The sequence below is a fragment of the Streptomyces sp. NBC_01268 genome (assembly GCF_036240795.1).
Taxonomy (GTDB): domain Bacteria; phylum Actinomycetota; class Actinomycetes; order Streptomycetales; family Streptomycetaceae; genus Streptomyces.
In genome coordinates this window covers 6,552,284-6,572,996 of sequence record NZ_CP108454.1, presented here as the reverse complement: position 1 = coordinate 6,572,996, position 20,713 = coordinate 6,552,284, and the positions used below count along the sequence as shown (strand labels likewise).

General features: G+C 74.5%; 16 protein-coding genes. 7 read left to right on the top strand and 9 right to left on the bottom strand.

What is annotated here, in order from left to right; translation table 11 throughout:
• Together OG309_RS29480 and OG309_RS29475 are read right to left on the bottom strand one after the other, a co-directional pair.
• Entirely contained in the window at positions 1 to 600 is a 600-nt protein-coding gene (locus OG309_RS29480; RefSeq protein WP_329425378.1) for a (2Fe-2S)-binding protein, read from the bottom strand.
• Positions 601 to 602: 2 nt separating this feature from the next.
• Entirely contained in the window at positions 603 to 1,493 is an 891-nt protein-coding gene (locus OG309_RS29475) for an FAD binding domain-containing protein (protein ID WP_329425376.1), read from the bottom strand.
• A 298-nt stretch (positions 1,494 to 1,791) separates the two neighbouring features.
• Between OG309_RS29475 and OG309_RS29470 the strand changes: the two genes are divergently transcribed.
• The gene (locus OG309_RS29470) at positions 1,792 to 3,486 is read left to right on the top strand and encodes a PucR family transcriptional regulator (RefSeq protein ID WP_329425375.1); all 1,695 of its coding nucleotides are present in this window, start codon (positions 1,792 to 1,794) and stop codon (positions 3,484 to 3,486) included.
• 215 nt (positions 3,487 to 3,701) lie between these two features.
• Positions 3,702 to 4,427: a hypothetical protein gene (locus tag OG309_RS29465; RefSeq protein WP_329428597.1), complete on the top strand. Its 726-nt coding sequence runs from the start codon at positions 3,702 to 3,704 to the stop codon at positions 4,425 to 4,427.
• 227 nt (positions 4,428 to 4,654) lie between these two features.
• Here OG309_RS29465 and OG309_RS29460 read toward each other — a convergent pair whose 3' ends face one another.
• Positions 4,655 to 6,220 carry a WD40 repeat domain-containing protein gene (locus OG309_RS29460; protein ID WP_329425373.1) on the bottom strand — a complete coding sequence of 522 codons (1,566 nt, stop codon included), beginning with the start codon at positions 6,218 to 6,220 and terminating at the stop codon, positions 4,655 to 4,657.
• Positions 6,221 to 6,299: 79 nt separating this feature from the next.
• Complete coding sequence (locus OG309_RS29455) at positions 6,300 to 7,076, bottom strand: GntR family transcriptional regulator (protein ID WP_329425371.1); 777 nt, start codon at positions 7,074 to 7,076, stop codon at positions 6,300 to 6,302.
• A gap of 148 nt (positions 7,077 to 7,224) precedes the next feature.
• Between OG309_RS29455 and OG309_RS29450 the strand changes: the two genes are divergently transcribed.
• Complete coding sequence (locus OG309_RS29450) at positions 7,225 to 8,082, top strand: (2Fe-2S)-binding protein (RefSeq protein ID WP_329425369.1); 858 nt, start codon at positions 7,225 to 7,227, stop codon at positions 8,080 to 8,082.
• Between the two features lie 220 nt (positions 8,083 to 8,302).
• Positions 8,303 to 9,376, top strand: a complete 1,074-nt coding sequence (locus tag OG309_RS29445) for a DUF2637 domain-containing protein (protein WP_329425367.1) — start codon at positions 8,303 to 8,305, stop codon at positions 9,374 to 9,376.
• Between the two features lie 51 nt (positions 9,377 to 9,427).
• On the opposite strand, the gene OG309_RS29440 is transcribed toward OG309_RS29445, so the two are convergent.
• From OG309_RS29440 to OG309_RS29425, 4 genes are all read right to left on the bottom strand, one after another.
• Positions 9,428 to 9,766 carry an ATP-binding protein gene (locus OG309_RS29440; RefSeq protein ID WP_402547161.1) on the bottom strand — a complete coding sequence of 113 codons (339 nt, stop codon included), beginning with the start codon at positions 9,764 to 9,766 and terminating at the stop codon, positions 9,428 to 9,430.
• A 149-nt stretch (positions 9,767 to 9,915) separates the two neighbouring features.
• Positions 9,916 to 11,658, bottom strand: a complete 1,743-nt coding sequence (locus OG309_RS29435) for a pyruvate dehydrogenase (protein ID WP_329425364.1) — start codon at positions 11,656 to 11,658, stop codon at positions 9,916 to 9,918.
• A 27-nt stretch (positions 11,659 to 11,685) separates the two neighbouring features.
• A complete protein-coding gene (locus OG309_RS29430; protein WP_329425362.1) occupies positions 11,686 to 12,915 on the bottom strand; it encodes a protein phosphatase 2C domain-containing protein in 1,230 nt (409 codons plus the stop codon).
• A 147-nt stretch (positions 12,916 to 13,062) separates the two neighbouring features.
• On the bottom strand, positions 13,063 to 16,836 hold the full coding sequence (locus tag OG309_RS29425) for a S8 family peptidase (RefSeq protein ID WP_329425360.1): 3,774 nt from the start codon (positions 16,834 to 16,836) through the stop codon (positions 13,063 to 13,065).
• Positions 16,837 to 17,069: 233 nt separating this feature from the next.
• On the opposite strand from OG309_RS29425, the gene OG309_RS29420 reads away from it, so the two are divergent.
• The 3 genes from OG309_RS29420 to OG309_RS29410 all read left to right on the top strand — a co-directional run bounded on the left by OG309_RS29420 (position 17,070) and on the right by OG309_RS29410 (position 19,227).
• Positions 17,070 to 18,053, top strand: a complete 984-nt coding sequence (locus tag OG309_RS29420; RefSeq protein WP_329425358.1) for a helix-turn-helix domain-containing protein — start codon at positions 17,070 to 17,072, stop codon at positions 18,051 to 18,053.
• 202 nt (positions 18,054 to 18,255) lie between these two features.
• Positions 18,256 to 18,690, top strand: coding sequence for a hypothetical protein (locus tag OG309_RS29415; RefSeq protein WP_329425356.1), 435 nt, complete (start codon positions 18,256 to 18,258; stop codon positions 18,688 to 18,690).
• Between the two features lie 54 nt (positions 18,691 to 18,744).
• Positions 18,745 to 19,227: a DUF456 domain-containing protein gene (locus OG309_RS29410; protein WP_329425354.1), complete on the top strand. Its 483-nt coding sequence runs from the start codon at positions 18,745 to 18,747 to the stop codon at positions 19,225 to 19,227.
• 18 nt (positions 19,228 to 19,245) lie between these two features.
• Here OG309_RS29410 and OG309_RS29405 read toward each other — a convergent pair whose 3' ends face one another.
• Positions 19,246 to 20,619, bottom strand: a complete 1,374-nt coding sequence (locus OG309_RS29405; RefSeq protein ID WP_329425352.1) for a bifunctional transcriptional activator/DNA repair enzyme AdaA — start codon at positions 20,617 to 20,619, stop codon at positions 19,246 to 19,248.
• Positions 20,620 to 20,713 lie beyond the last annotated feature (94 nt).

Genomic DNA, 20,713 nt, shown 5'->3' with positions numbered 1-20,713 from the left:
TCAGACCGCCTCTCCCTGACGGGCGGCCGCCAGGCGGACCGCGTCGAGGATCTTCTCGTAGCCCGTGCAGCGGCAGAGGTTGCCGGAGAGGGCCTCCCGGATGTCCTGGTCGGACGGGTCGCTCTGGCGCTCCAGGAGCTCGTCGGCCGCGATCAGCAGGCCCGGGGTGCAGAAACCGCACTGGACGGCGCCGGCGTCGATGAACGCCTGCTGGATCGGCGAGAGGGCCGCCGGGTCGGTGCCGGCCTCGCCGGTCTGCGAGTCCTGGCCCGGGCGCGCCTGCCACTTCTTGGCCTCGTCGAGCGAGGTGCCGCAGGCCCCGGAGGCGCAGCCCCCGTGCTCGGCGCGCTCCTTGGCGAAGTCGGCGAGACCCTCGACGGTGACGACCTCGCGGCCCTCGACCTGGCCGGCGGCGACGAGGCAGGAACAGACCGGCACCCCGTCCAGGCGGACCGTGCAGGAACCGCACTCGCCCTGCTCGCAGGCGTTCTTGGAGCCGGGCAGGCCCATCCGCTCACGCAGGACGTAGAGGAGGGACTCGCCCTCCCAGACGTCGTCGGCTTCCTGCGGACGTCCGTTGACCGTGAAATTGACGCGCATGGTTATGCAGCTCCCTCAAGCGTGCGGCCGTTGCCGCGGTACTGCTCCCAGGTCCAGCCGAGCTGGCGGCGAGCCATGATGCCGACGGCGTGGCGGCGGTACTTGGCGGTGCCACGGACGTCGTCGATCGGGTTGGCGGCACCCGAGCACAGCTCGGCGAACTGCTTGGCGATCGACGGGGTGATGATCTTTCCGCTGTCCCAGAAGCCGCCCTCCTCCAGAGCCGCGTTCAGGAAGGCCTCGGCCTCCTTGGCGCGGATCGGGGTGGGCGCGGCGGAGCCGATGCCGGTCCGTACGGTCCGGGTCTCCGGGTGCAGCGCGAGGCCGAAGGCGCACACGGCGATGACCATCGCGTTGCGGGTGCCGACCTTGGAGTACTGCTGGGGACCGTCCGCCTTCTTCACGTGGACGGTCTTGATGAGCTCGTCGGGCTCCAGCGCGTTGCGCTTCACACCCGTGTAGAACGCGTCGATCGGGATGAAGCGGCTGCCGCGCACCGACTCGACCTCGACCTCGGCACCGGCCGCGAGGAGCGCCGGGTGGGCGTCACCGGCGGGGGACGCGGTGCCCAGGTTGCCGCCTACGCCGCCGCGGTTGCGGATCTGCGGGGAGGCCACCGTGTGCGAGGCGAGCGCCAGACCGGGCAGCTCGGCCCGGAGGTTCTCCATGATCTGCGTGTACGGGACGGAGGCGCCGAGGCGTACGTTCTCCTCGCCGACCTCCCACTCGCGCAGCAGCTCGATACGGTTCAGGTCCAGGAGGTACTCGGGACGCCGGTGATCGAAGTTGATCTCGACCATGATGTCGGTACCACCCGCGATGGGCACGGCCGTGGGGTGCTCGGCCTTGGCGGCGAGCGCCTCCTCCCAGCTGGCGGGGCGAAGGAAGTCCATGGTGGCTCTCTTCTTGTGCTTCTAGTGAACGGGGGGGTCGTCCGTACGGGGCTGGGGGGACGGCCGGCCCGCGACGATCTCTTCATGTGCTGTTAACGCGGTGTGTGGCCTAGTACACAAGCCCGTGTCGCCCGGGTGCAGTCACCGAAAACATGAAGGAGTTGGCTGGCTGCCATCCTCGTCTTGTAGATTCGAACGAAAGGCGGGAAACGGCAACCTCTCCGTTTCCCCCTGGAAACGGTGGCACCACGCCACCGGCGACAACGCGACACCCACGAGAAGGAACGGCGGCGACATCATGCGGCTGCGCGCACTGCTGGAGAACGACGCGCTGGGGCTGCGCCTGCTCGGCGGCGACGAGGAGCTGGACCGCACCGTCCGTGGCGTGATGACGACGGACCTCAAGGACCCCAGCCGCTATCTTTCGGGGGGCGAGCTGGTCCTCACCGGCCTCGCCTGGCTGCGGGAGCCGGCCGACGCCGAGCCTTTCGTGCGGATCCTTGCCTCGGCCGGGGTGGCCGCGCTGGCCGCCGGCGAGGCCGAGCTCGGGGACATCCCCGACGACCTCGTACAGGCGTGTTCACGCCACCGGCTTCCCCTGTTCGCAGTAAACGAGTCCGTTGCTTTCGCGACGATCACCGAGCACGTTGTTCGACAGGTCTCCGGTGAGCGGGCGGGCGACCTGGCCGCCGTCGTCGACCGCCACAGACGCCTGATGACCTCCGGCCCGGCCGGCGGGGGCCCCGAGGTCGTCCTCGATCTCCTCGGCTCCGACCTGGACCTCCGGGCCTGGGTACTCTCCCCCACCGGCCGCCAGATCGCCGGCGCCGGGGAGCCCCTGGAACCCTCCCTCGCCGCCACCCTGGCGGGCGAGCACCTCGCCGCCACCCGCACCGGGCGGCGCGGCCCGCACCGCCTGAACCTCGGTGGAAACACCTACTCGCTCTTCCCGATCCGCAACACCGGCCGCGGCGCCGCCCCCGCCGCACGGGACGTCCGCGAGACCGTCCTGTCCGACTGGCTGCTCGCCGTCGAGGCCGACGCCGGCGACTGGCCGGCCGCCCGACTCGACCTGCTGCAGGGCGTGACCCAGCTGATCGCCGTCGAGCGGGACCGCCGGGACGCGTCCCGCACGGTACGGCGCCGGCTCGCCCAGGAGGTCCTGGAGCTGGTCCAGACGGGCGCCGCCCCCGCCGAGATCGCCGCCCGCCTGCGGGTGGCCGCCCCGGTGCTGCTGCCCGGCCTCGGCAGCGCCCCGCACTGGCAGGTCGTGGTGGCCCGGGTCGAGTGGGACGAGTCCGGACAGGGCCAGGCCGTCGACAGCGGCCCGGTCGCCCAGGCGCTCCTGGAGGAGATCCTGGTCGACCCCGCCGGCACCGGCGCCGAGTCCTCGGACCGGATCGCCGTCGCCCACAGCGGCGACGAGGCCATCGCCCTGGTCCCGCTGGCCGCCGCCCCGCTGCCGGACAGCGAGGACGAGCCGCCCGCCGTCGCCCTCGGCCTGCACGCCGACGCGCTGCTCGCCTCCGTACGGGCCCCGCTCTCCTCCGGGCTCTCCGACGACGGCCGGCTCACCCTGGGCGTCAGCGCCGCCGTGCACTCCGCCGAGGGCCTGCGCGGCGCCCTGGAGGAGGCCCGGCACGCCCGCCGGGTCGCCGCCGCCCGCCCCGGCCGGGTCTGCGCCGCCGGACACCACGAGCTGGCCTCGCACGTCCTGCTGCTGCCCTTCGTCCCGGACGACGTGCGGCGCGCCTTCACGGCCCGTCTGCTCGACCCGCTGCGCGACTACGACCGCCGGCACCGCGCGGAGCTCATCCCGACCCTGGAGGCGTTCCTCGACTGCGACGGCTCCTGGACGCGCTGCGCGACCCGCCTGCACCTGCACGTGAACACGCTGCGGTACCGGGTGGGCCGGATCGAGCAGCTCACCGGCCGGGACCTGTCCCGCCTGGAGGACAAGCTGGACTTCTTCCTCGCGCTGCGGATGAGCTGACGGTTCATCTCTTCGGGTGATCAAGTGAACTGACGGGGCGACAGGCGACTGCCGCCCCTTTCCGCTCCCCGCGCGCCTTCCACGCCGCCTCCCCTTGTGAATTCTTTCACCCGACCCCTTGGCCCCGCCCCCGCGTCCGTGCTGAGATGCCGTCCTACTCACAGCTCGATGGCGCGCTCGGGGAGGGCAATGTGGCGTACGGCCGGGGAACCCCACTGGAGACCGCGGTATGGAGACTTCGCTCCCGCGGCTGCTGGACGGACGCGGCCGAACTGCTCGCCCCACGCGCGACGGAGCCCGCCGCGGCTCTGGAGCGGGCGGCGCTGCTGATCGAGCGCTGTCTCTACACCGAACAGGGCTGGGGCGACGCGGAGGAGGCCCTGCGGGCCGCCGAAGCGGTGGCCAGGACCGACGAGGAACGCGGGGCGGCGGCGTGCGAGCGCGGCTACCTGGCCTACGCCTCGACCCTGCTCGGGGTGCGGGACCGGGCCGACGAGGCACGGGCGGCGCTCGGCCGCGCGGCGGCCCTCATCGACCCCGAGACCTCCGGGCGGGCCCTGCTCGACTTCCGGCGCGGCCTGATCGCCCAGAACCTCGGGGAGTCCCCACAGGCGGCCCGCGCCGCCTACCGCCGGGCGCACGAGGGGGCGACGACGCACGGTGACACCCTGCTGCTGTCCTTCACCTGGCGCCACCTCGCCGGACTCGCCCTGCGCGAGGGCGAGTTGGCGGAGGCCCGGCACGGCTTCACCGAATCGCTGCGGATCCGCGAGGAGTTGGGCTACCTGGTGGGCACCGCTCCGGCACTGGCCTCGCTCGCCGAGGCGGAGACGGAACCGGAGGCGGGGCGGCTGCGCGCGGAGGCCGAGCGGCTGTTCCGGCTCCTGGGGGGCGTGCCTACGTGGCTGGCGGCGCAGTTGACGCCTCGGCCGGCGATCTGAGGGGCGGGGCGGGGGCCGTTCGGGGGTCCGCGTCCCCCACTCCCGTCCGTGCGCCTCGGACGGTCGGACGCACCCCAGGTCGGGGCCGCCGGCGGCGGGACCGGAGCGGGGGTGGGGGTGTCCGGACGGGGCGGCGCCCGGAACGAGCGCAGCGCAGTGGAGGTCGCGGTCCGGACACCCCCACCCCCGCGGAGGTCCCGCCACCGGCGGCCCCGACCGCCCCCGCCTCAGGCCCGTTCCAGGCACACCGCGGCCTCGTCCAGGCCGACGACCAGCGCGCCGTCCGGCGTCACGGCGACCGCGCGTACGGGCGGGCCCGGGCGGAAGGAGCGGTGGGTGTGCGACTCGACGTCGTGGAGCTCCACGGAGCCGTCGGCCCAGGCCACCGCCACGAACGGGCCGTACGGGGTCTCCGTCGCGTGGAGCGAGACCACCGGCGAGGGGCGCTCGGCCAGGGCCGCCGGCTCCGGGTCCCGCCCGGGGGTCCACAGGCGAACCGTTCCGTCGCTGCCGCCGCTGCACACGAACGGCGTCTCCGACTCCACCGCACCGACGGCCGTGACCCGCCCGCTGTGCAGGGACGCCTGGTGCAGCCCGGTCAGACCGAAGGCGTGGACGGAGCCGAGCCGGTCACCGACGACGACCGAGCCGGAGATGGCGGCGAGCGCCGTGCCGGGGTGCCGGGTCAGGGTGGCGGTGACGGCTTCGGTGAGGCGCTGGAGGTAGGGCGGGCGCGGCTCCCTGCCCCGTACGGTGTGCAGCCGGCCCCGCTCGTCGAGAAGCAGGACCGTTCCGTCGGGCGCCGGCGCGAGGGCCATGACGCGCCCGGTGACGGGGTGGTCGAGCCGCCCCAGCGGGCGCGCGTCGGCCGCGCCGAGCAGCCGTACCGTGCCGCCCAGGTCGGCGGCGAGGAGCGTGCCGCCCTGCACGGCGAGCGCGGCGACCGGGCCGGGCCAGGGCGGGGCGACGTCCCCCACCACCCGGCTCCACCGCAGCCGCCAGCGCGCCGGCGCGGCCGCCTCCTCCAGCGCGGGCCGCAGTCTCGGGTCGGCGCCGTCGCCGAGGACGGCGAGCAGGGCGAGGGCCCGGTCGGCGGGGGTACGGGCCGTACAGAGCGCCTGCCCGGCACGGAGCCAGGCCGGGCGGAGGCCGCCGTGCTGGTCGCCCGGGTCACGGACGTATCCGGCGGTGACCGCGAAGGGGTCCGCGGCGCAGACGGCCAGGGGGTCGGAGAGGTCCGGCAGGGGGGCGGGGTGCGCTCGCCCCGTGTCGCCGGTGGGGCCGGTGTCGCCCCCGCCGTCCGCCCGCTCCCCGCGCTCCTCGTCCTCCGCCGCCACGACCGCGACCCGCCCCTCGGCGAGGACCGCGTGCTCCGGGCTGCCCTCCCGGGTCTCGACGACCACCCGCACGCGCCCGAGGGTGGCGAGGTCCCGGAGCAGTTCGGCGACCGGGACGGGTTCGGCGGCGGTGTGCAGGGCGGGCAGGATCAGGACGGTGCGGGGGACGCGGCCGGTCTCGGTGGTGGCGAGGACCCGGACGAGGTCGGCGGGCGAGGTGGCGACGACGCCGAGCCGGCCGGCGACGGCCCAGGTGGTGCCGAGGGCGGTCTGGCCGGTCAGCGGGACGAGCGCGCGGGCGGTGCGGCGGCGCCCGGCGCCACGGGGCCCGTGGCCCGCGAACCAGTCGAGCAGGCCGGGCGCTTCGGTGACGAGGCAGAGGCGGGGGGCCTCGGGGTCGGTGAGCCAGCCGAGCAGGGCCGGGGCCCCGGGGAGCTCCGCGCGGACGGACGGCATGGGCACCTCTCGGTCGGCGCGGTCGCGACGGGTGTCGTGCTGACGTTGTCGACCTTAGTCGCCCGTGGCGCCCCAGTCGTCAGTCCTGCGCCCCGGTGAAATGCTCCCGCACGAGCGAGGAGACGACCGTCAGGTCCTGGGCGACGAGGGCGTCGAGCAGGGCGCTGTGCTCGGCGGCGTCGGCGACGAGGTCGCCGTGCCGGGTGGCGGGGGCGCTCACCAGCGGCCACTGGGAGCGCCGGTGCAGGTCGTCGGCGATGACGAGGAGCTGTTCGTTGCCGGCGAGGGAGAGGACGGCGCGGTGGAAGGCGCGGTCGGCGTCGGCGTAGTGGGCGCGGTCGCCGCGGGCGGCGGCGGCTCCGGTGGCCTCGGCGAGCGGGCGGAGTTCGGCCCAGCGGGCGGCGGGGACGGTGCGGGCGAGGCGGAGCATGACGGGGACCTCGATGAGCGCGCGGACCTCCGCGAGCTCGGCGAGTTCGCGGGGCGTGCGTTCGGTGACCCGGAAGCCCCGGTTGGGGACGACCTCGACGGCGCCTTCGGTGGCGAGCTGCTGCATGGCCTCGCGCACGGGGGTCGCGGAGACGCCGAAGCGCTCGCCGAGGGCGGGGGCGGAGTAGACCTCGCCGGGTACGAGCTCGCCGCCGACCAGGGCGGTGCGGAGGGCTTCGAGGATCTGGCCGCGCACGGAGTGGCGGCGGACGGCGCGCGGCGCGAGGCCGGGGGCCGGGGGTTCGCCGTGGGTGTGCTCCCCCCGGACGTCGTGGACGCGGGCCTGCTCGGGGACCCGCGCCGCGTCACCGTACGGCGACGCGGCCGAGCGGTCCGTGGTCCGCTCGCGCGTGCTGCCCTGCTCCACCCGGGTCCTCCTGCGCCTTGGTGCCGGGCCCGGCTCGCGGCGCCGGGGTCCCCCGTGCACGATAGGCGGACGGCGTCGCAGTTCAAACACCATGCGTATCGGGTAAGGTAAGGCTAACCTGCTAACGATCGCGATTCGGTGGTCCTTCATGGCCGTCCCCGCTCTGCTGCCGTCTCCCCCCGCCTCGCCCGTCGCGGCCTCCTACGCCCGGCTCGGCGAGGTCTTCTCCGGTCTGCGCATCGACGAAGTCGCCCGGGACGAACGGATGCCCCACGGCACCGGCTGGGTCGGCGCGGACGAGCTCGGCGCCGGCGGCGCCGCCCTGGACGCCTTCCTCGCCTGGGACGAGGCACAGGTGCGGCGCGACTACGGGCGCGCGGCCCGGCCCGACGTGGTGGCGAGTTTCGGACTGCACCGGTACGCCTGGCCCGCCTGCCTGCTCGTGACGCTCCCCTGGTTCCTGCACCGCAGGGTGCCCCGGCTGCCCGCACGGAACGTGGCCTTCCAGCGCGCCCTCGGCCGGCTCGCGGTCCGGGTCGAGGAGTTCGCCTGCCTGCCCGGCGACCCCGCCGCCGCGCTGCCCGGCGCCCGGGTGGTCCCGGACGAGGAGGCGCTGCGGGCCGAGGTGCGGGCCTCGCTCGGCGAGCACTTCGGGGAGCTGCTGGCCGGCTTCGGGCCCCGGATGCGGCGTGGCAGGCGGGCGCTGTGGGGCATGGTGACGGACGAGATCGTCGAGGGGCTCTGGTACGTCGGGGAGCTGCTGGACGAGGAGGGCCGGGCCATGGCGGAGCTGGAGCTGCTGATGCCGGGGACGGACAAGCCGTTCGTGGGCGCCGCGGGCTTCCGCGCGCTGGAGGGCTCGGCCGAGGCCTGCGGAGCGACCCGTTCCACCCGCGACCGGGCGACCTGCTGCTTCTTCTACACGCTGCGCCCCGAGGACACCTGCCTGACCTGCCCGCGCACCGCCGACCCGGAGCGGGTCCGCAGGCTCGCCGTGACCGCCTGACCGACTCTTGCCGTTACGCCACCCCCAGGGGTGGCGCGCTTCGAACGCAACTCCCTTTCCTCGCGTACGAGTTCGACAAGATGGCACCTATTCGTACGCCATAAGGCCCCGATGGCGTGCTCTTGTCCCGAAACCCCGTGGCCGCCCCGTCGGGTCGGCCAGTATGGGCGGCCGTATCGCCCTAACTGCGAGGCACTACTGCGAGGCAAGGGACACCGCAATGAGACTGACCGACATATCGCTGGACTGGCTGCTTCCGGGCGGCGTGATGGTGGCGGGAGTCCTGACGGCGGTGGCGGTGCTCGCGCGCGGGAAGCGCGCCGGTGACCAGGCCGCGGCCGACGACTCCTGGGAGCGCAGCGAGGAACGCCGCAGACGCAAGGAGGCGGTCTACGGAACCGCCTCCTACGTCCTGCTCTTCTGCTGCGCCGCGGTCGCGGCGGCGCTCTCGTTCCACGGCCTCGTCGGCTTCGGCCGGCAGAACCTCAACCTCACCGGGGGCTGGGAGTACCTGGTCCCGTTCGGCCTCGACGGTGCGGCGATGTTCTGCTCGGTGCTCGCCGTCCGCGAGGCCAGCCACGGCGACGCGGCCCTCGGCTCGCGCCTCCTGGTGTGGACGTTCGCGGGGGCCGCGGCCTGGTTCAACTGGGTGCACGCCCCGCGCGGCCTGGGCCACGCGGGGGCCCCGCAGTTCTTCGCGGGCATGTCCCTGTCGGCGGCGGTCCTCTTCGACCGGGCGCTGAAGCAGACCAGGCGGGCCGCGCTGCGCGAGCAGGGCCTGATCCCGAGGCCGCTGCCGCAGATCCGCATGGTCCGCTGGCTGCGGGCGCCCCGGGAGACCTTCGGCGCCTGGTCGCTGATGCTCCTGGAAGGCGTACGGACCCTGGACGAGGCCGTCGACGAGGTGCGCGAGGACCGCAAGGAGAAGGAGGCCAACCGGATCCGCAGGCGGGAGCAGGCGAAGCTGGACCGGGCGCGCCTGAAGGCGCTCAACCGGCAGCACCGCGCGTTCGGGCGCGGCGGCGGTCGTCAGGTGGAGGTGTCGGCCCTGGGGACCGGCACGGGTGCGGGCTCCGCGACGCCGGTGCAGGCCGCCGTCGCGGAGCCCGCCATAGCGGACCCCGGACAGCTGCCGCTTCGACACCGGCCCTCCCTCCAAGCCGTGAAGGGCGCTGAGCCGCGCCCGGGCGAGCCCCGGACGGTGGACCTCACCGCCGAGGACGACACCCAGACGCTGCCCCGGCTCGACTCCCTCGAGCGCAAGCTGGCGGACCTGGAGCAGCAGTTCGGCTGAGCTCGGGTACGCGGGTGCGCGCACGCCCCACGCCGAACGGCGGGGTCGCCCTCAGGCGGCCCCGCCGTTCAGTTCGAACCAGACCACCTTGCCCACCCCGTGGTTCTCGACCCCCCACGAGTCGGCGAGCGCCTGCACCAGGACCAGTCCTCTGCCGTGCGTGCCGTCCTCGGCGCGCGGCGCCCGCGCCCGGTGCAGTCCGGAGACGAAGTCCCGGACCTCGACCCGCAGCTGCTCGGGGGCGACGGTGGCGGTGACGACCGCCCCGGTGTCCGTGTGGATCAGGGCGTTGGTCACCAGTTCGCTGGTGAGCAGTTCCGCGACGTCACCGGCGCCCGGCGCGCCCCACGTCGCGAGCATCGCCCGCAAGGCGTGGCGCACTTCGGGCACGGCGGTGAGATCCGCGCACCCCACCTTTCTGAGCAGTTGAGTCGGCTGTCGCGCCTCCCCGGCCATATCCCCCACCCTGCGTCGGATCGAACAGGTTCACGGGGATGCATGCCCCCTGGGGAGGCCCGCATTCATGGCGCGCCCCACGGTCAGGGACGGGGCACGTTGCGCAGGTTGGATCGGGCCATCTGGAGCATCCGGCCCACGCCGCCGTCGAGGACGATCTTGCTCGCGGAGAGGGCGAAGCCGGTGACCATCTCGGCGCTGATCTTGGGCGGGATGGAGAGCGCGTTGGGGTCGGTGACGACGTCCACGAGGGCCGGGCCCTTGTGCTTGAAGGCGTCCTTGAGGGCGCCCGCCAGCTGCTTCGGCTTCTCCACGCGGACGCCGTAGGCGCCGGCCGCGCGGGCGATGGCGGCGAAGTCGGGGTTCTTGTTGGTGGTGCCGTACGAGGGGAGTCCGGACACGAGCATCTCCAGCTCGACCATGCCGAGCGAGGAGTTGTCGAAGACGATCACCTTCACCGGCAGGTCGTACTGGACCAGGGTGAGGAAGTCGCCCATCAGCATGGAGAAGCCGCCGTCGCCGGACATCGAGATCACCTGCCGGTTCCGGTCGGTGAACTGGGCGCCGATCGCCTGCGGCAGGGCGTTGGCCATCGAGCCGTGGCTGAAGGAGCCGATGATGCGGCGGCGCCCGTTGGGCGAGACGTAACGGGCCGCCCAGACGTTGCACATGCCGGTGTCGACGGTGAACACGGCGTCGTCGTCGGCGAGTTCGTCGATGACGGAGGCGACGTACTCGGGGTGGATGGGGACGTGCTTCTCCACCTTGCGGGTGTACGCCTTGACCACGCCCTCCAGCGCGTCGGCGTGCTTCTTCAGCATCTTGTCCAGGAAGCGGCGGTCCGTCTTGGCCCGGACGCGCGGGATGACGCAGCGCAGGGTCTCGCGGACGTCCCCCCAGACCGCGAGGTCGAGCCGGGAGCGCCGGCCGAGCCGCTCGGGCCGCACGTCGACCTGGACGATCTTGACGTCGTCGGGCAGGAAGGCGTTGTAGGGGAAGTCGGTGCCGAGCAGGATCAGCAGGTCGCACTCGTGGGTGGCCTCGTAGGCGGCGCCGTAGCCGAGCAGTCCGCTCATGCCGACGTCGTACGGGTTGTCGTACTGGATCCATTCCTTGCCGCGCAGCGCGTGTCCGACGGGCGCCTTCACGCGCTCGGCGAACTGCATGACCTCGGGGTGCGCGCCCGCGGTGCCGCTTCCGCAGAACAGCGTCACCCGTTCGGCTGAGTCGATCATCCGGACGAGGGCGTCGATCTCGGTGTCGCCGGGGCGGACCGTGGGCCGGGAGGTGACCAGGGCGATCTCGGGGGCCTTCTCCGGCGCGGGCTCGGAGGCGATGTCGCCGGGCAGCGACACGACGCTGACGCCGCTCTGGCCGACCGCGTGCTGGATCGCGGTGTGGAGCAGCCGGGGCATCTGCTTCGGGGTGGAGATCAGCTCGCTGTAGTGGCTGCACTCGCGGAACAGCTGGTCCGGGTGGGTCTCCTGGAAGTAGCCGAGGCCGATCTCGCCGGACGGGATGTGGGAGGCCAGCGCGAGGACGGGGGCCATGGAGCGGTGGGCGTCGTACAGGCCGTTGATGAGGTGCAGGTTGCCCGGGCCACAGGAGCCGGCGCAGGCCGCCAGTCTGCCGGTGATCTGGGCCTCGGCGCCGGCCGCGAAGGCGGCGACCTCCTCGTGCCGCACCTGGATCCAGTCGATGGCCGAGTTGCGGCGGATGGCGTCGACGACGGGGTTCAGGCTGTCGCCGACCACTCCGTAGAGGCGCTGGACGCCCGCGCGGACGAGGATGTCGACGAACTGTTCTGCGACATTCTGTTTGGCCATGGGTCCATCAACCCATGGCCGGGGAGGTTACGCCTCCCAGACCGCCACCCCCGTGCGGTCGTCGGCGTAGCCGGTCACGCGCAGCTGGGTGTCGGCGAGGAAGGCGGCCAGACCGGGCGGTGCGGCGCCCGCCCAGCGGGCTGCGAGCTCGCGGGCGAGGGCGGGTTCGCCGCGCAGCGGATCGGCGAGGCCGTGGGAGGCGAGCAGCAGGGTGTCGCCGGGGCGGGCGACGGACGCGCGGAAGCGGAACGGCTCGGCGGGCGGGGGCACGGGGGGCTCCACGAGGGGGCCGGGGGCGGTGGTGATGCCGAGGTCCATGGTGAAGCGGTCGCCCTCCTCGGTGGCCTCCGGCGCGTCGGGGGTCCGGGCGGGCGGCGAGCCGTAGCCGACGACGGGGGCGCCGACGGAGGGTTCGGGGAGGAGCGGTTCGATGTCCTGCCAGGCCCCGTCGCGCAGCCGGAAGAGGCCGCCGGTGCCGATGCCGAAGAAGACCCGGGTGCGGCAGCCGGGGTCGGCGGAGAGCAGCAGGCAGCGCAGGCCGGCCGTGTACTCCTCGGGGGCGAGGCCGCGTTCGGCGGCGCGGGTGCGGAGCCGGCCGTAGGTGCGGTCGGTGAGCCGGTGGAGACCGGACTTGAGGTCGCCGCGGCGGCCGGTGCGGATGTCCTCGGAGAGCCGGGCGTGGCTGCGGCCGACGGAGTCGGCGATCCAGCGGCAGACGTCGGCGGCGGCGAGGTGGGCGTGTTCGGAGGCGCGTCGTCCGGCGGCGACGGCGACGAGGACGAGGGCGGCCTCGTCCTGGCCGAAGCGGGCGGTGAGGAGCGCGTCGCGGCGGGGTTCGCCGCGGAAGCGGGCGGAGTCGCCGCGGACGGAGGCGGCGCGCAGGGTGTAGGCGCCGTAGCGGGCGCCGTCGAGGACGGTGTCGGCGACGAGCTCGTCGAGCTCGCCGGGCCGGGCGGCGGGCAGGGCGGTGGGCTCCGCCTCGTAGGTGGGCGGCCGGCTGCCGACGTGTCCGGTGCGGGGGCGGGGCGCGGGGACCTGGAGGGTGGGTGCCGCCGCGGGCTCCGCGGTGGGTGACCCGACGGACGCCTCGGCGGGCGGGCGATCCGGGGGTGCCTCTTCAGGAGGCGTGTCCAGGGTCGTGGTCCTGGACGCGGAGTCGAAGCGGTCGTCGAGGCTGTCGGGCGTCGTGACGGGCCCGGTGTCCGCGGCCGAGGCGTCGTAGAGCTCGTCCCACCAGTTGTCCCCCTGCTGAGTCATGCCCTTATTGTCCACCGCACAGGCCGTCAGAAAACGGGACATCCGGAAATGTGTCGCGGAAAGCGCCGTGGCGAACGGGTGGGGCGGAAAATGGTCCGCCGGGCGACCCCACCCCCCACGGGAAGGACGCCCGGCGGACCGGCGTGATCAGCGCACGTCGTAAGCGCGGACCACGGTCTGGGTGACGGAGTTGCCGTTGGCGTCCGTCAGTTCGGTCTTCAGGGTGACCTGCTTGCCGGTCGCGCCCGCGTGGTTCACGGTCGCGGTCCAGCCGTCGCCCTGCTGGGAGACCCGGGCCGAGGTCCAGGTCTCGCCTCCGTCGTAGGAGTACGAGAGCCTGGCCGAGGTGAGGGCCGCGGGGGTGTAGCCCGCGTGACCCGTCGCGCTGAGGCCGATCCGCTGGCCGTCCGCCGCGGCGAGGGTCTTGAGTCCGTCCTCCGGAAGGTCGTACCGGGGGAAGAGAATCGGGATGCCCTGAGAATAGACGCTCGGGTCGGACTTGGAGGTGAATTCCCACACCGAGTTGACGGAGGTGGAGCGGGCCCACACCTTGCTGCCGATCTTCATGGTGTTCTGCTCGAGCCGGTACGTGCCGGGCTCGGCCGGGACCTCGAAGACGCCGAACGGCCAGCCGGTCTCACCGATGGTCTCGCCGTCCCTGCTCAGGCGCAGGCTGCCGATGTCACCGAAGGAGCCGGGCTCGGCGTGGTGGGTGGAGTCGCCCCAGATGGCGTCCGCGAAGCCGATGAGGTCGCCCTGGCGCTCGGCGACGAGGACCGGCTTCCCGGCCGCGTCGCGCGGGGCGGTGGGGGCGATGACGCCGTCGTACCAGTGCTCGGTGCGCCGCTCGCCGGGGCGGTAGCCGTGCGCGTCGCCGACCATGAGCTCGCCGAACGGGAAGCTGCTGCCGACCAGCTGCCGCCAGGTGGTGTCGCCGGCGGTGTAGTACTCGGTGCGGGTGCCGGGCGCCGGGACGGTCTCCAGCGAGCCGAACGAGACGGCGGTGCCGTCGGGCCGGTAGGCGGCCGGGAAGTCGACGAAGTCGGTGGCGATGCCGGCGGACCCGTAGCGCGAGTCCGTGCGGCCGAGGTCGCGGTCCTCGACGCGGTAGCTCCGGTCGTCGCGGACCGGGCGGTCCTCGGGGAAGGCGAGGTTGTAGAGGTAGGGGCTCTTCGCGGTGGCCTTCCAGGAGAGGGTGACCTCGCCGGCGGTGAGCCTGCCGAGCAGCGCGGTGGCCTCGTCGGCGGGGACGGAGAGGACCGGCAGGCCGAGGCCGGTGAACCCGCCGCCGGGGTACCAGCGGCCGGCGGCCTGGTGGTACGCGACGACGGCGACGGCTCCGGCCGCCTTGGCGTTGCGGGCGAGGGTGCCCGCGGCGGTGCTGCCGTCGGGCAGCCGGACCAGGGCGATCCGGCCCTGCACCGCGGCTGCCTTCAGCTCGTCGGGGGTGCCGGTGCCCGCGTCGACGAGGCGGGCGGAGCCGGTGCCGTCGAGGTTGTCGGAGGCGATGGACGCGGTCAGCGGGTGCAGTCGCATGCCGTCGCCGGTCGCGAGGCGCTCGATCTGCGGGGCGGCGGCGCGCCAGTAGCTGCCGAACTCGAAGTCGCCGTCGTCGGCGCGGCCCTCGACGGACGCGTAGTAGCCGCGGACGGTGCGCGGTCCGGTGGCGGTGCCGGCGTGCAGCCAGGTGCCGTCCCAGGAGCGGGCGAAGGCGAGGGTGGCGCCGCGGGGTTCGGACGGCTTGTCGGTGCGGACCGAGAGGCGGTGGGCCTGCCGGGCGTCGAGGACGACGGTGGTGTCCTTCTTCAGCTCCAGCTGCGGGCGGGCCAGGTAGCTGATCGAGTCGGTCAGCGTGGCGCCCTCGCCGGGGTCGGCGGTGGTGACGAAGGAGGAGAGGAAGTAGCGGCCGGCGCGCAGGCGGTAGACCTGGTCGGCGGAGCCCTCGTTGAAGCGGCGGGAGCCGGTGGCGTCGTCGGTGCCGATGACGTCGACGGAGGAGGCGCCGTCGGCGGCCTTGCCCTGCCGGTCGATCAGCTTGACGCGCAGGGTGAGGGTCTCGGGTTCGACGTACAGCGCGAACGGGGTGGAGACGTGGACGCCGCCGGCGCCGGTGGCGACCACCCGGCCGGTGACGTCGCCGTACTGGGCGCGCTCCAGGTGGGCGGCGGGGTCGATGCGGAGCGGGACCTGGACGGTGGCGCCGGCCGGGACGGTGACGGTGCGCGCGCCGAGCCGGGCCATCGGGGAGCGGACGGCGGAGCCGTCGTTGCCGGTGAGCCTCTCGACGGCGAGGGAGAGGGTGACGGGCCGGTCGCCGGTGTTGGTGTAGGGGACGGTGACGGTGGTGCGGTCGCTGCTGTCCTGCGGCCAGTTGAAGGTGCCGCCCTGGACGGCGGGCGCGCTGAGGACGGTCTGGTCGACGGCGGCCTTGACGTCGAGGCGGCCGCCGCCGACCTGGCGGGCGTCGCCGGGGACGCCGCTGTCGGCGGAGGAGACGAGGGCGGCCTTGATCTGCTGGGCGGTCCAGTCGGGGTGGCGCTGCTTGACGATGGCGGCGGCGCCCGCGACGTGCGGGGTGGCCATCGAGGTGCCGGACATCGACTGGTAGGCGTAGACGCCGCGGCCGCCGGCCGCCGCCGCGGAGATGCCGACGCCGGGCGCGGCGATCTCCGGCTTGAGGGTGTGGGCCGCGTCGGACGCCGGGCCGCGGCTGGAGAAGGACGCGGTGGAGTCGTCGCGGTCGGTGGCGCCGACGGTCAGGACGCCGACCGCGCAGCCGGGCGAGGAGACGGTGTTGTTGCCGGGGCCGGAGTTGCCCGCGGCGATGACGAACAACGTGCCCTCGTTCTGGGCGAGTTGTTCGGCGGCGACGCTCATCGGGTCGGTGCAGTCGGTCTCGGAGGGGTTGCCGAGGCTCATGGAGACGACGTCGGCGCCCTGGGCGACGGCCCATTCCATGCCGGCGATGATCCACGAAGTGGCGCCGGAGCCGTAGTCGTTGAGGACCTTGCCGTTGAGCAGGGCGGCGCCGGGAGCGACGCCCTTCTTCTTGCCGCCGCTGGCGGCGCCGGAGCCGCCGACGGTGGAGATGGTGTGGGTGCCGTGGCCCTGGCGGTCGTCGGTGCCGGCGGAGTCGGTGAAGTTCTCCGAGGCGACGATCCGGCCCTTGAGGTCCGGGTGTTCGGCGTCGGCGCCGGTGTCGAGGACGGCGACCTTGGTGCCGGTGCCGTCGTAGCCGGCGGCCCAGGCCTCGGGGGCGTGGACCTGGGCGGTGGAACGCTCCAGGGTGGCCTGGACCTTGCGGTCGAGCCACAGCTTGCGCAGACCGCCGGCCGAGCGGGCGGCGGGCCCGGTGACATCGGCCCAGAAGGTGGCGGCCTGCTTCTTGTCGGCCTTGAGGGCCACGGCGTCGACGGTCTTCAGGACCTGGCCGCGGGTGGCGCCGCGCGGGGCGGGCGGGACCGCGCGGGTGGTGGCCAGATCCGTGCCGTAGACGCCGATCAGCGGCAGGGTGGCGGAGGCGGCGTCGTCGTAGCCCTGACGGACCAGGCCGGTGACGTTGAACAGCTCCTCGTCGACCCGGCCCGCGGCCAGCGCGGCGGTGGCGCCCTCGGGGTACACGTACAGGTCCTGGCCGGATCGGCGGGTCTGCACGAGCGGCACGGTGCCGTCCTCGCGGGGCAGCGCGGCGGCGGCCGGGTTGCCCTCGGCGTCGCGGGTGAGCAGGACCCGGTCGCCGGTCACGAGGGTGACGGTGGCGGGCCGCTGCCCGCTCCTGGCGGCGGTGTCGCTGCCGACCAGCGGTCGCTTGCCGGTCGCCTGGGCGTCCTGCGGCGCTGCGGCCGCGGACGCCGCGACCGCGGTGACGGCCAGGACGGCGGCGGTCGCCGCCCCCAGGGCCGTACGCGAAATCGGGCGCATCGCTCTCCCCATCTGATTCCGGCAATGCAGGCATAAAGGCCCCATGTCCGGAGGCTGTTGGTGCTGCGGTGGCGCCACATTGGCAGAGGTGAGGGTGGTGCAGGCAGGATGGGCGAGGCGGGAATGCGCCGTGGCCGTTTCCCGCCAATGCACCAACGGAACGAACGCGTCCGGTGGACGTCCGGTGAATGTCCGGGTCGTCCGGGGACGTCCGGCGAGGGGTGGGGTCAGGGATGCTGGGTGCGATAGGACTCGACGAACGGCAGGAGTCCGCCTACCGCGCGCTCGTCGCGCTGGGCGCGGCGGAGGTCTCCGATCTCGCCCACCGGCTGGCGCTGCCGGAGAACGACACCGAGCGGGCGCTGCGCCGTCTGGAGTCGCAGGGACTCGCCGCCCAGTCCTCCGCGCGCACCGGCCGCTGGGTCGCCGCGCCGCCCGGTGTGGCGCTCGGCGCGCTGCTCACCCAGCAGCGGCACGAGCTGGAACAGGCGGAGCTGGCGGCGGCGCTGCTGGCCCAGGAGTACCGCGCCGAGGCGACCGAGCCCGCCGTGCACGACCTGGTGGAGGTGGTGACCGGCGCGAGCGCCGTCACGCACCGTTTCCTCCAGCTCCAGCTCGGCGCGACCGAGGAGGTCTGCGCACTGGTGACGGGCAAGCCGATCGCGGTGTCCGGCATGGAGAACGACGCGGAGGAACAGGCCGCGGAGCGGGGCGTGCGCTACCGGGTGGTCATCGAGCGCGAGGTGCTGACGCTGCCCACGGGGCTGCTGGAGCTGTCGGCGGCGCTCGGCCGCGAGGAGCGGATCCGGATCGTGGACCGGGTGCCGACCAAGCTGGTGGTCGCGGACCGGTCCCTGGCCATGGTGCCGCTCACCGGCCGCGGTGCGGAGCCGGCCGCGCTCGTCGTGCACGCCAGCGGTCTGCTCGAATCGCTGATGGGCCTCTTCGAGTCGGTGTGGCGGGAGGCGCTTCCGCTGCGGCTCGGCGCGGGCGCGCAGCTGACCCAGGACGAGAGCCCCGGCCCGGACCCGACGGACCTGGAGATCCTGTCGCTGCTGCTGGCCGGGATGACCGACGCGAGCGTGGCGAAGCAACTGGAGCTGGGCCTGCGCACGGTCCAGCGGCGGGTGAAGGGGCTGATGGAGCTGACCGGTGTGACGACCCGGCTGCAGCTGGGCTGGCACGCGTACGAGAAGGGGTGGGTGGCCCGACGGTAGGAGCGGGGGCGCGGCGTCGAGCGCGGGAGCGCGGCGTCGAGCGCGGGGGCGCGGCGTCGAGCGCGGGAGCGCGGGGGCGGTGGCCGGGGCGCGGCGGGGTGGCCGTAAGGTGGCGGCCGATTTCCGCCTCCGCCCGCGTCGCACTCGCCCTGCACCCGCCACGCCGTCCCCGTACCCCCACTTCCCTCCCAGGAGCACCCTCATGAACGGAAGGCGCCGCCGCGCCCTGCTGACCGCCGTCACCCCGATGCTGGAGCCGGGGGAGCGGGTGGAGGTGACGACCATCGTGGGCCTGAGCACCGTGTCGGTGGGCAGGACGGCGGCGTTCGGCGTGGCGTCGGCGCTCGCGAGCGGCGGGGCGCTGACGGTGGTCCCGGTGCCGACGCCCATGTACCTGGCGATGACCGACCGCCGACTGCTGATCTTCGAGGCCGACCAGACCTTCGCGAAGCCGGTGGGGCACCGGATGACGATCCAGCGCGCCCACCTCTTCCGCTCGGAGATCAAGGAGCGGATCCTCAACTCCTCCTTCGTGCTCTCCTCGCCGTACAGCGAGAGCTCTCTGAAGATCGTCTTCCCGCTGATCAGCCGCCGGGAGCGGCACCTGGTCGCCGCCGCGATACCGCTCGCCGCCTGACCCGTACGTACCCCGCGACCTGCGAGAACGAGCGGATTCCTGCACCCTTGGCAGATGGGTGTGTGGCAGCTCCTGCTGATCGCGATGGTGATGCTGCTCGGACTGTTCGGGGTGCTGACGCCCGGCGTGCCGGGGACGTGGCTGGTGTGGGCGGCCATGCTCTGGTGGGCGCTGCACGAGCAGACCGGGCTCGCCTGGATCCTGCTGGTCTCGTCGACGGGCCTGCTGCTCCTCACCCAGGTGGTCGTGTGGCAGCTGCCGCCCCGCCGCTTCCGGGGCGTCGGCATCACCCGGCGGATGGTCGCGTACGCGGGGGTGGGCGCCGTCCTGGGGTTCCTGCTGATCCCGGTGCTCGGCGCGATCCCCGGTTTCGTCGGCGGTGTGTACCTCTCCGAGCGGCTGCGGCTCGGCGGCCACGGCCAGGCGCGGGCGGCCACCCGCACGGTGATGCGGGCGGCCGGGACGAGCGTCCTGGTGGAGCTCTTCTCCTGTCTGCTGATCGTCGGCGCGTGGGCGTGCGCGGTGATCTGGGGCTGAGGCCGGCCCCCAGCCGGTTCAGCCGGTGACGCGCAGGTACCGGGCCGCGTACGAGCGCCAGGGCCGCCACTCCGGGCGGTCCGGCAGGCCCTCCGGGGCGACGTCGGGGTCGCCGAGGGCGCGGGTGCGGATGACGGCGGCGGCGCGGGGGGTCAGGCCCGGCACGGCGGCCAGGGCGGCGGCGGTGGCGGCGCGGTCGGCGCCCGGGTCGAGCCGGAGGGTGCCGTCGGCGAGCGCGGTGGCGAGCGGGCCCGCGAGCGGGTCGCCGGTCAGGGCGGCGGGCTCGGGGAAGACGTGCGTGAGGCTGCCACAGGGTGTCTCCAGCGGGGTGCCGTGCGCCCCGACGAGCCGCCCGGCGCGGTCCGGGCCGACGAGGGTCCGTACCGCGAACTCCTCCGGTTCGGCCGTGCCCGGCGAGCGGACGCCCGGCCGGGCCGCGACCTCGGCGGCGAGGACGGGGTCGGCGCCGAGCCGTTCGGCGACGGCGTACGGGTCGGCGTCCAGGTCGAGGAGCCTGCGCAGCCGCTGGACGGCGGTGGTGAGGTCGCGCAGCTCGGTGAGGTGGATGCGGGCCTCCAGCCAGCGGCCCGGGGAGCGTTCGTCGACGGAGACGACGCCGGTGCCGTACGGGAGGCGCAGGGTGCGCCGGTAGGTGCGGGCGCCGGGGGTCCCGACGACCTCCTCGACGCCGGGCAGGGCCTCGGCGGCGAGCAGGTCGAAGACCTCGCCCGCCGCGTACGGGCCCCGGTGGGCGAGCCGCAGCGGCACCCCGGCGGCGAGCGCGGTCCGCGGCCCGGCTCCGGTGCCGGACTCTTCGCGCAGCCGGCTGGGGGTGCGGGCGTAGATCGCGCGGATGGTGTCGTTGAACTGGCGGACGCTGGCGAACCCGGCCGCGAAGGCGATCTCGGTGACGGGCAGGCCGGTGGTCTGCAGGAGCAGCCGCGCGGTGTGGGCACGCTGGGCGCGGGCCAGGGCGACCGGCCCGGCGCCGAGCTCGGCGGTGAGCTGGCGCTGGACCTGCCGGGCGCTGTAGCCGAGCCGGTCGGCGAGACCGGGGACGCCCTCGCGGTCGACGACGCCGTCGCCGATCATCCGCACGGCGCGCCCCACGACGTCGGCCCGGACGTTCCACTCTGCGGAGCCGGGCACGGCGTCGGGGCGGCAGCGGCGGCAGGCCCGGAAGCCGTGGCCCTGGGCGGCCGCGGCGGTGGGGAAGAAGCTGACGTTGCGCCGCTTGGGGGTGACGGCGGGGCAGCTGGGACGGCAGTAGATGCCGGTGGTGGAGACGGCGAAGAAGAACACGCCGTCGAAGCGGGCGTCGCGGCTGCTGACCGCCTCGTACCGGGTGTCCTCTTCGGTGCCCCCGGGCGGGGGCGTGAGCGTCTCCGTCATGCCTTCCAGTGTGCGGGACCGCCCCGCACCCGTCTGGCGGTTTTCGGACGCCGAGAGCCGGGGGCGGTGGCGGGGGCGGCTCGGGCGGGCCCGC

Excerpts from the sequence above, each read along its gene's own strand:
- OG309_RS29480 (WP_329425378.1), bottom strand. The coding sequence starts at position 600 with ATGCGCGTCAATTTCACGGTCAACGGACGTCCGCAGGAAGCCGACGAC.
- OG309_RS29475 (WP_329425376.1), bottom strand. The coding sequence starts at position 1,493 with ATGGACTTCCTTCGCCCCGCCAGCTGGGAGGAGGCGCTCGCCGCCAAG.
- OG309_RS29470 (WP_329425375.1), top strand. The coding sequence starts at position 1,792 with ATGCGGCTGCGCGCACTGCTGGAGAACGACGCGCTGGGGCTGCGCCTG.
- OG309_RS29460 (WP_329425373.1), bottom strand. The coding sequence starts at position 6,220 with ATGCCGTCCGTCCGCGCGGAGCTCCCCGGGGCCCCGGCCCTGCTCGGC.
- OG309_RS29450 (WP_329425369.1), top strand. The coding sequence starts at position 7,225 with ATGGCCGTCCCCGCTCTGCTGCCGTCTCCCCCCGCCTCGCCCGTCGCG.
- OG309_RS29445 (WP_329425367.1), top strand. The coding sequence starts at position 8,303 with ATGAGACTGACCGACATATCGCTGGACTGGCTGCTTCCGGGCGGCGTG.
- OG309_RS29435 (WP_329425364.1), bottom strand. The coding sequence starts at position 11,658 with ATGGCCAAACAGAATGTCGCAGAACAGTTCGTCGACATCCTCGTCCGC.
- OG309_RS29430 (WP_329425362.1), bottom strand. The coding sequence starts at position 12,915 with ATGACTCAGCAGGGGGACAACTGGTGGGACGAGCTCTACGACGCCTCG.
- OG309_RS29425 (WP_329425360.1), bottom strand. The coding sequence starts at position 16,836 with ATGCGCCCGATTTCGCGTACGGCCCTGGGGGCGGCGACCGCCGCCGTC.
- OG309_RS29420 (WP_329425358.1), top strand. The coding sequence starts at position 17,070 with ATGCTGGGTGCGATAGGACTCGACGAACGGCAGGAGTCCGCCTACCGC.
- OG309_RS29415 (WP_329425356.1), top strand. The coding sequence starts at position 18,256 with ATGAACGGAAGGCGCCGCCGCGCCCTGCTGACCGCCGTCACCCCGATG.
- OG309_RS29410 (WP_329425354.1), top strand. The coding sequence starts at position 18,745 with ATGGGTGTGTGGCAGCTCCTGCTGATCGCGATGGTGATGCTGCTCGGA.
- OG309_RS29405 (WP_329425352.1), bottom strand. The coding sequence starts at position 20,619 with ATGACGGAGACGCTCACGCCCCCGCCCGGGGGCACCGAAGAGGACACC.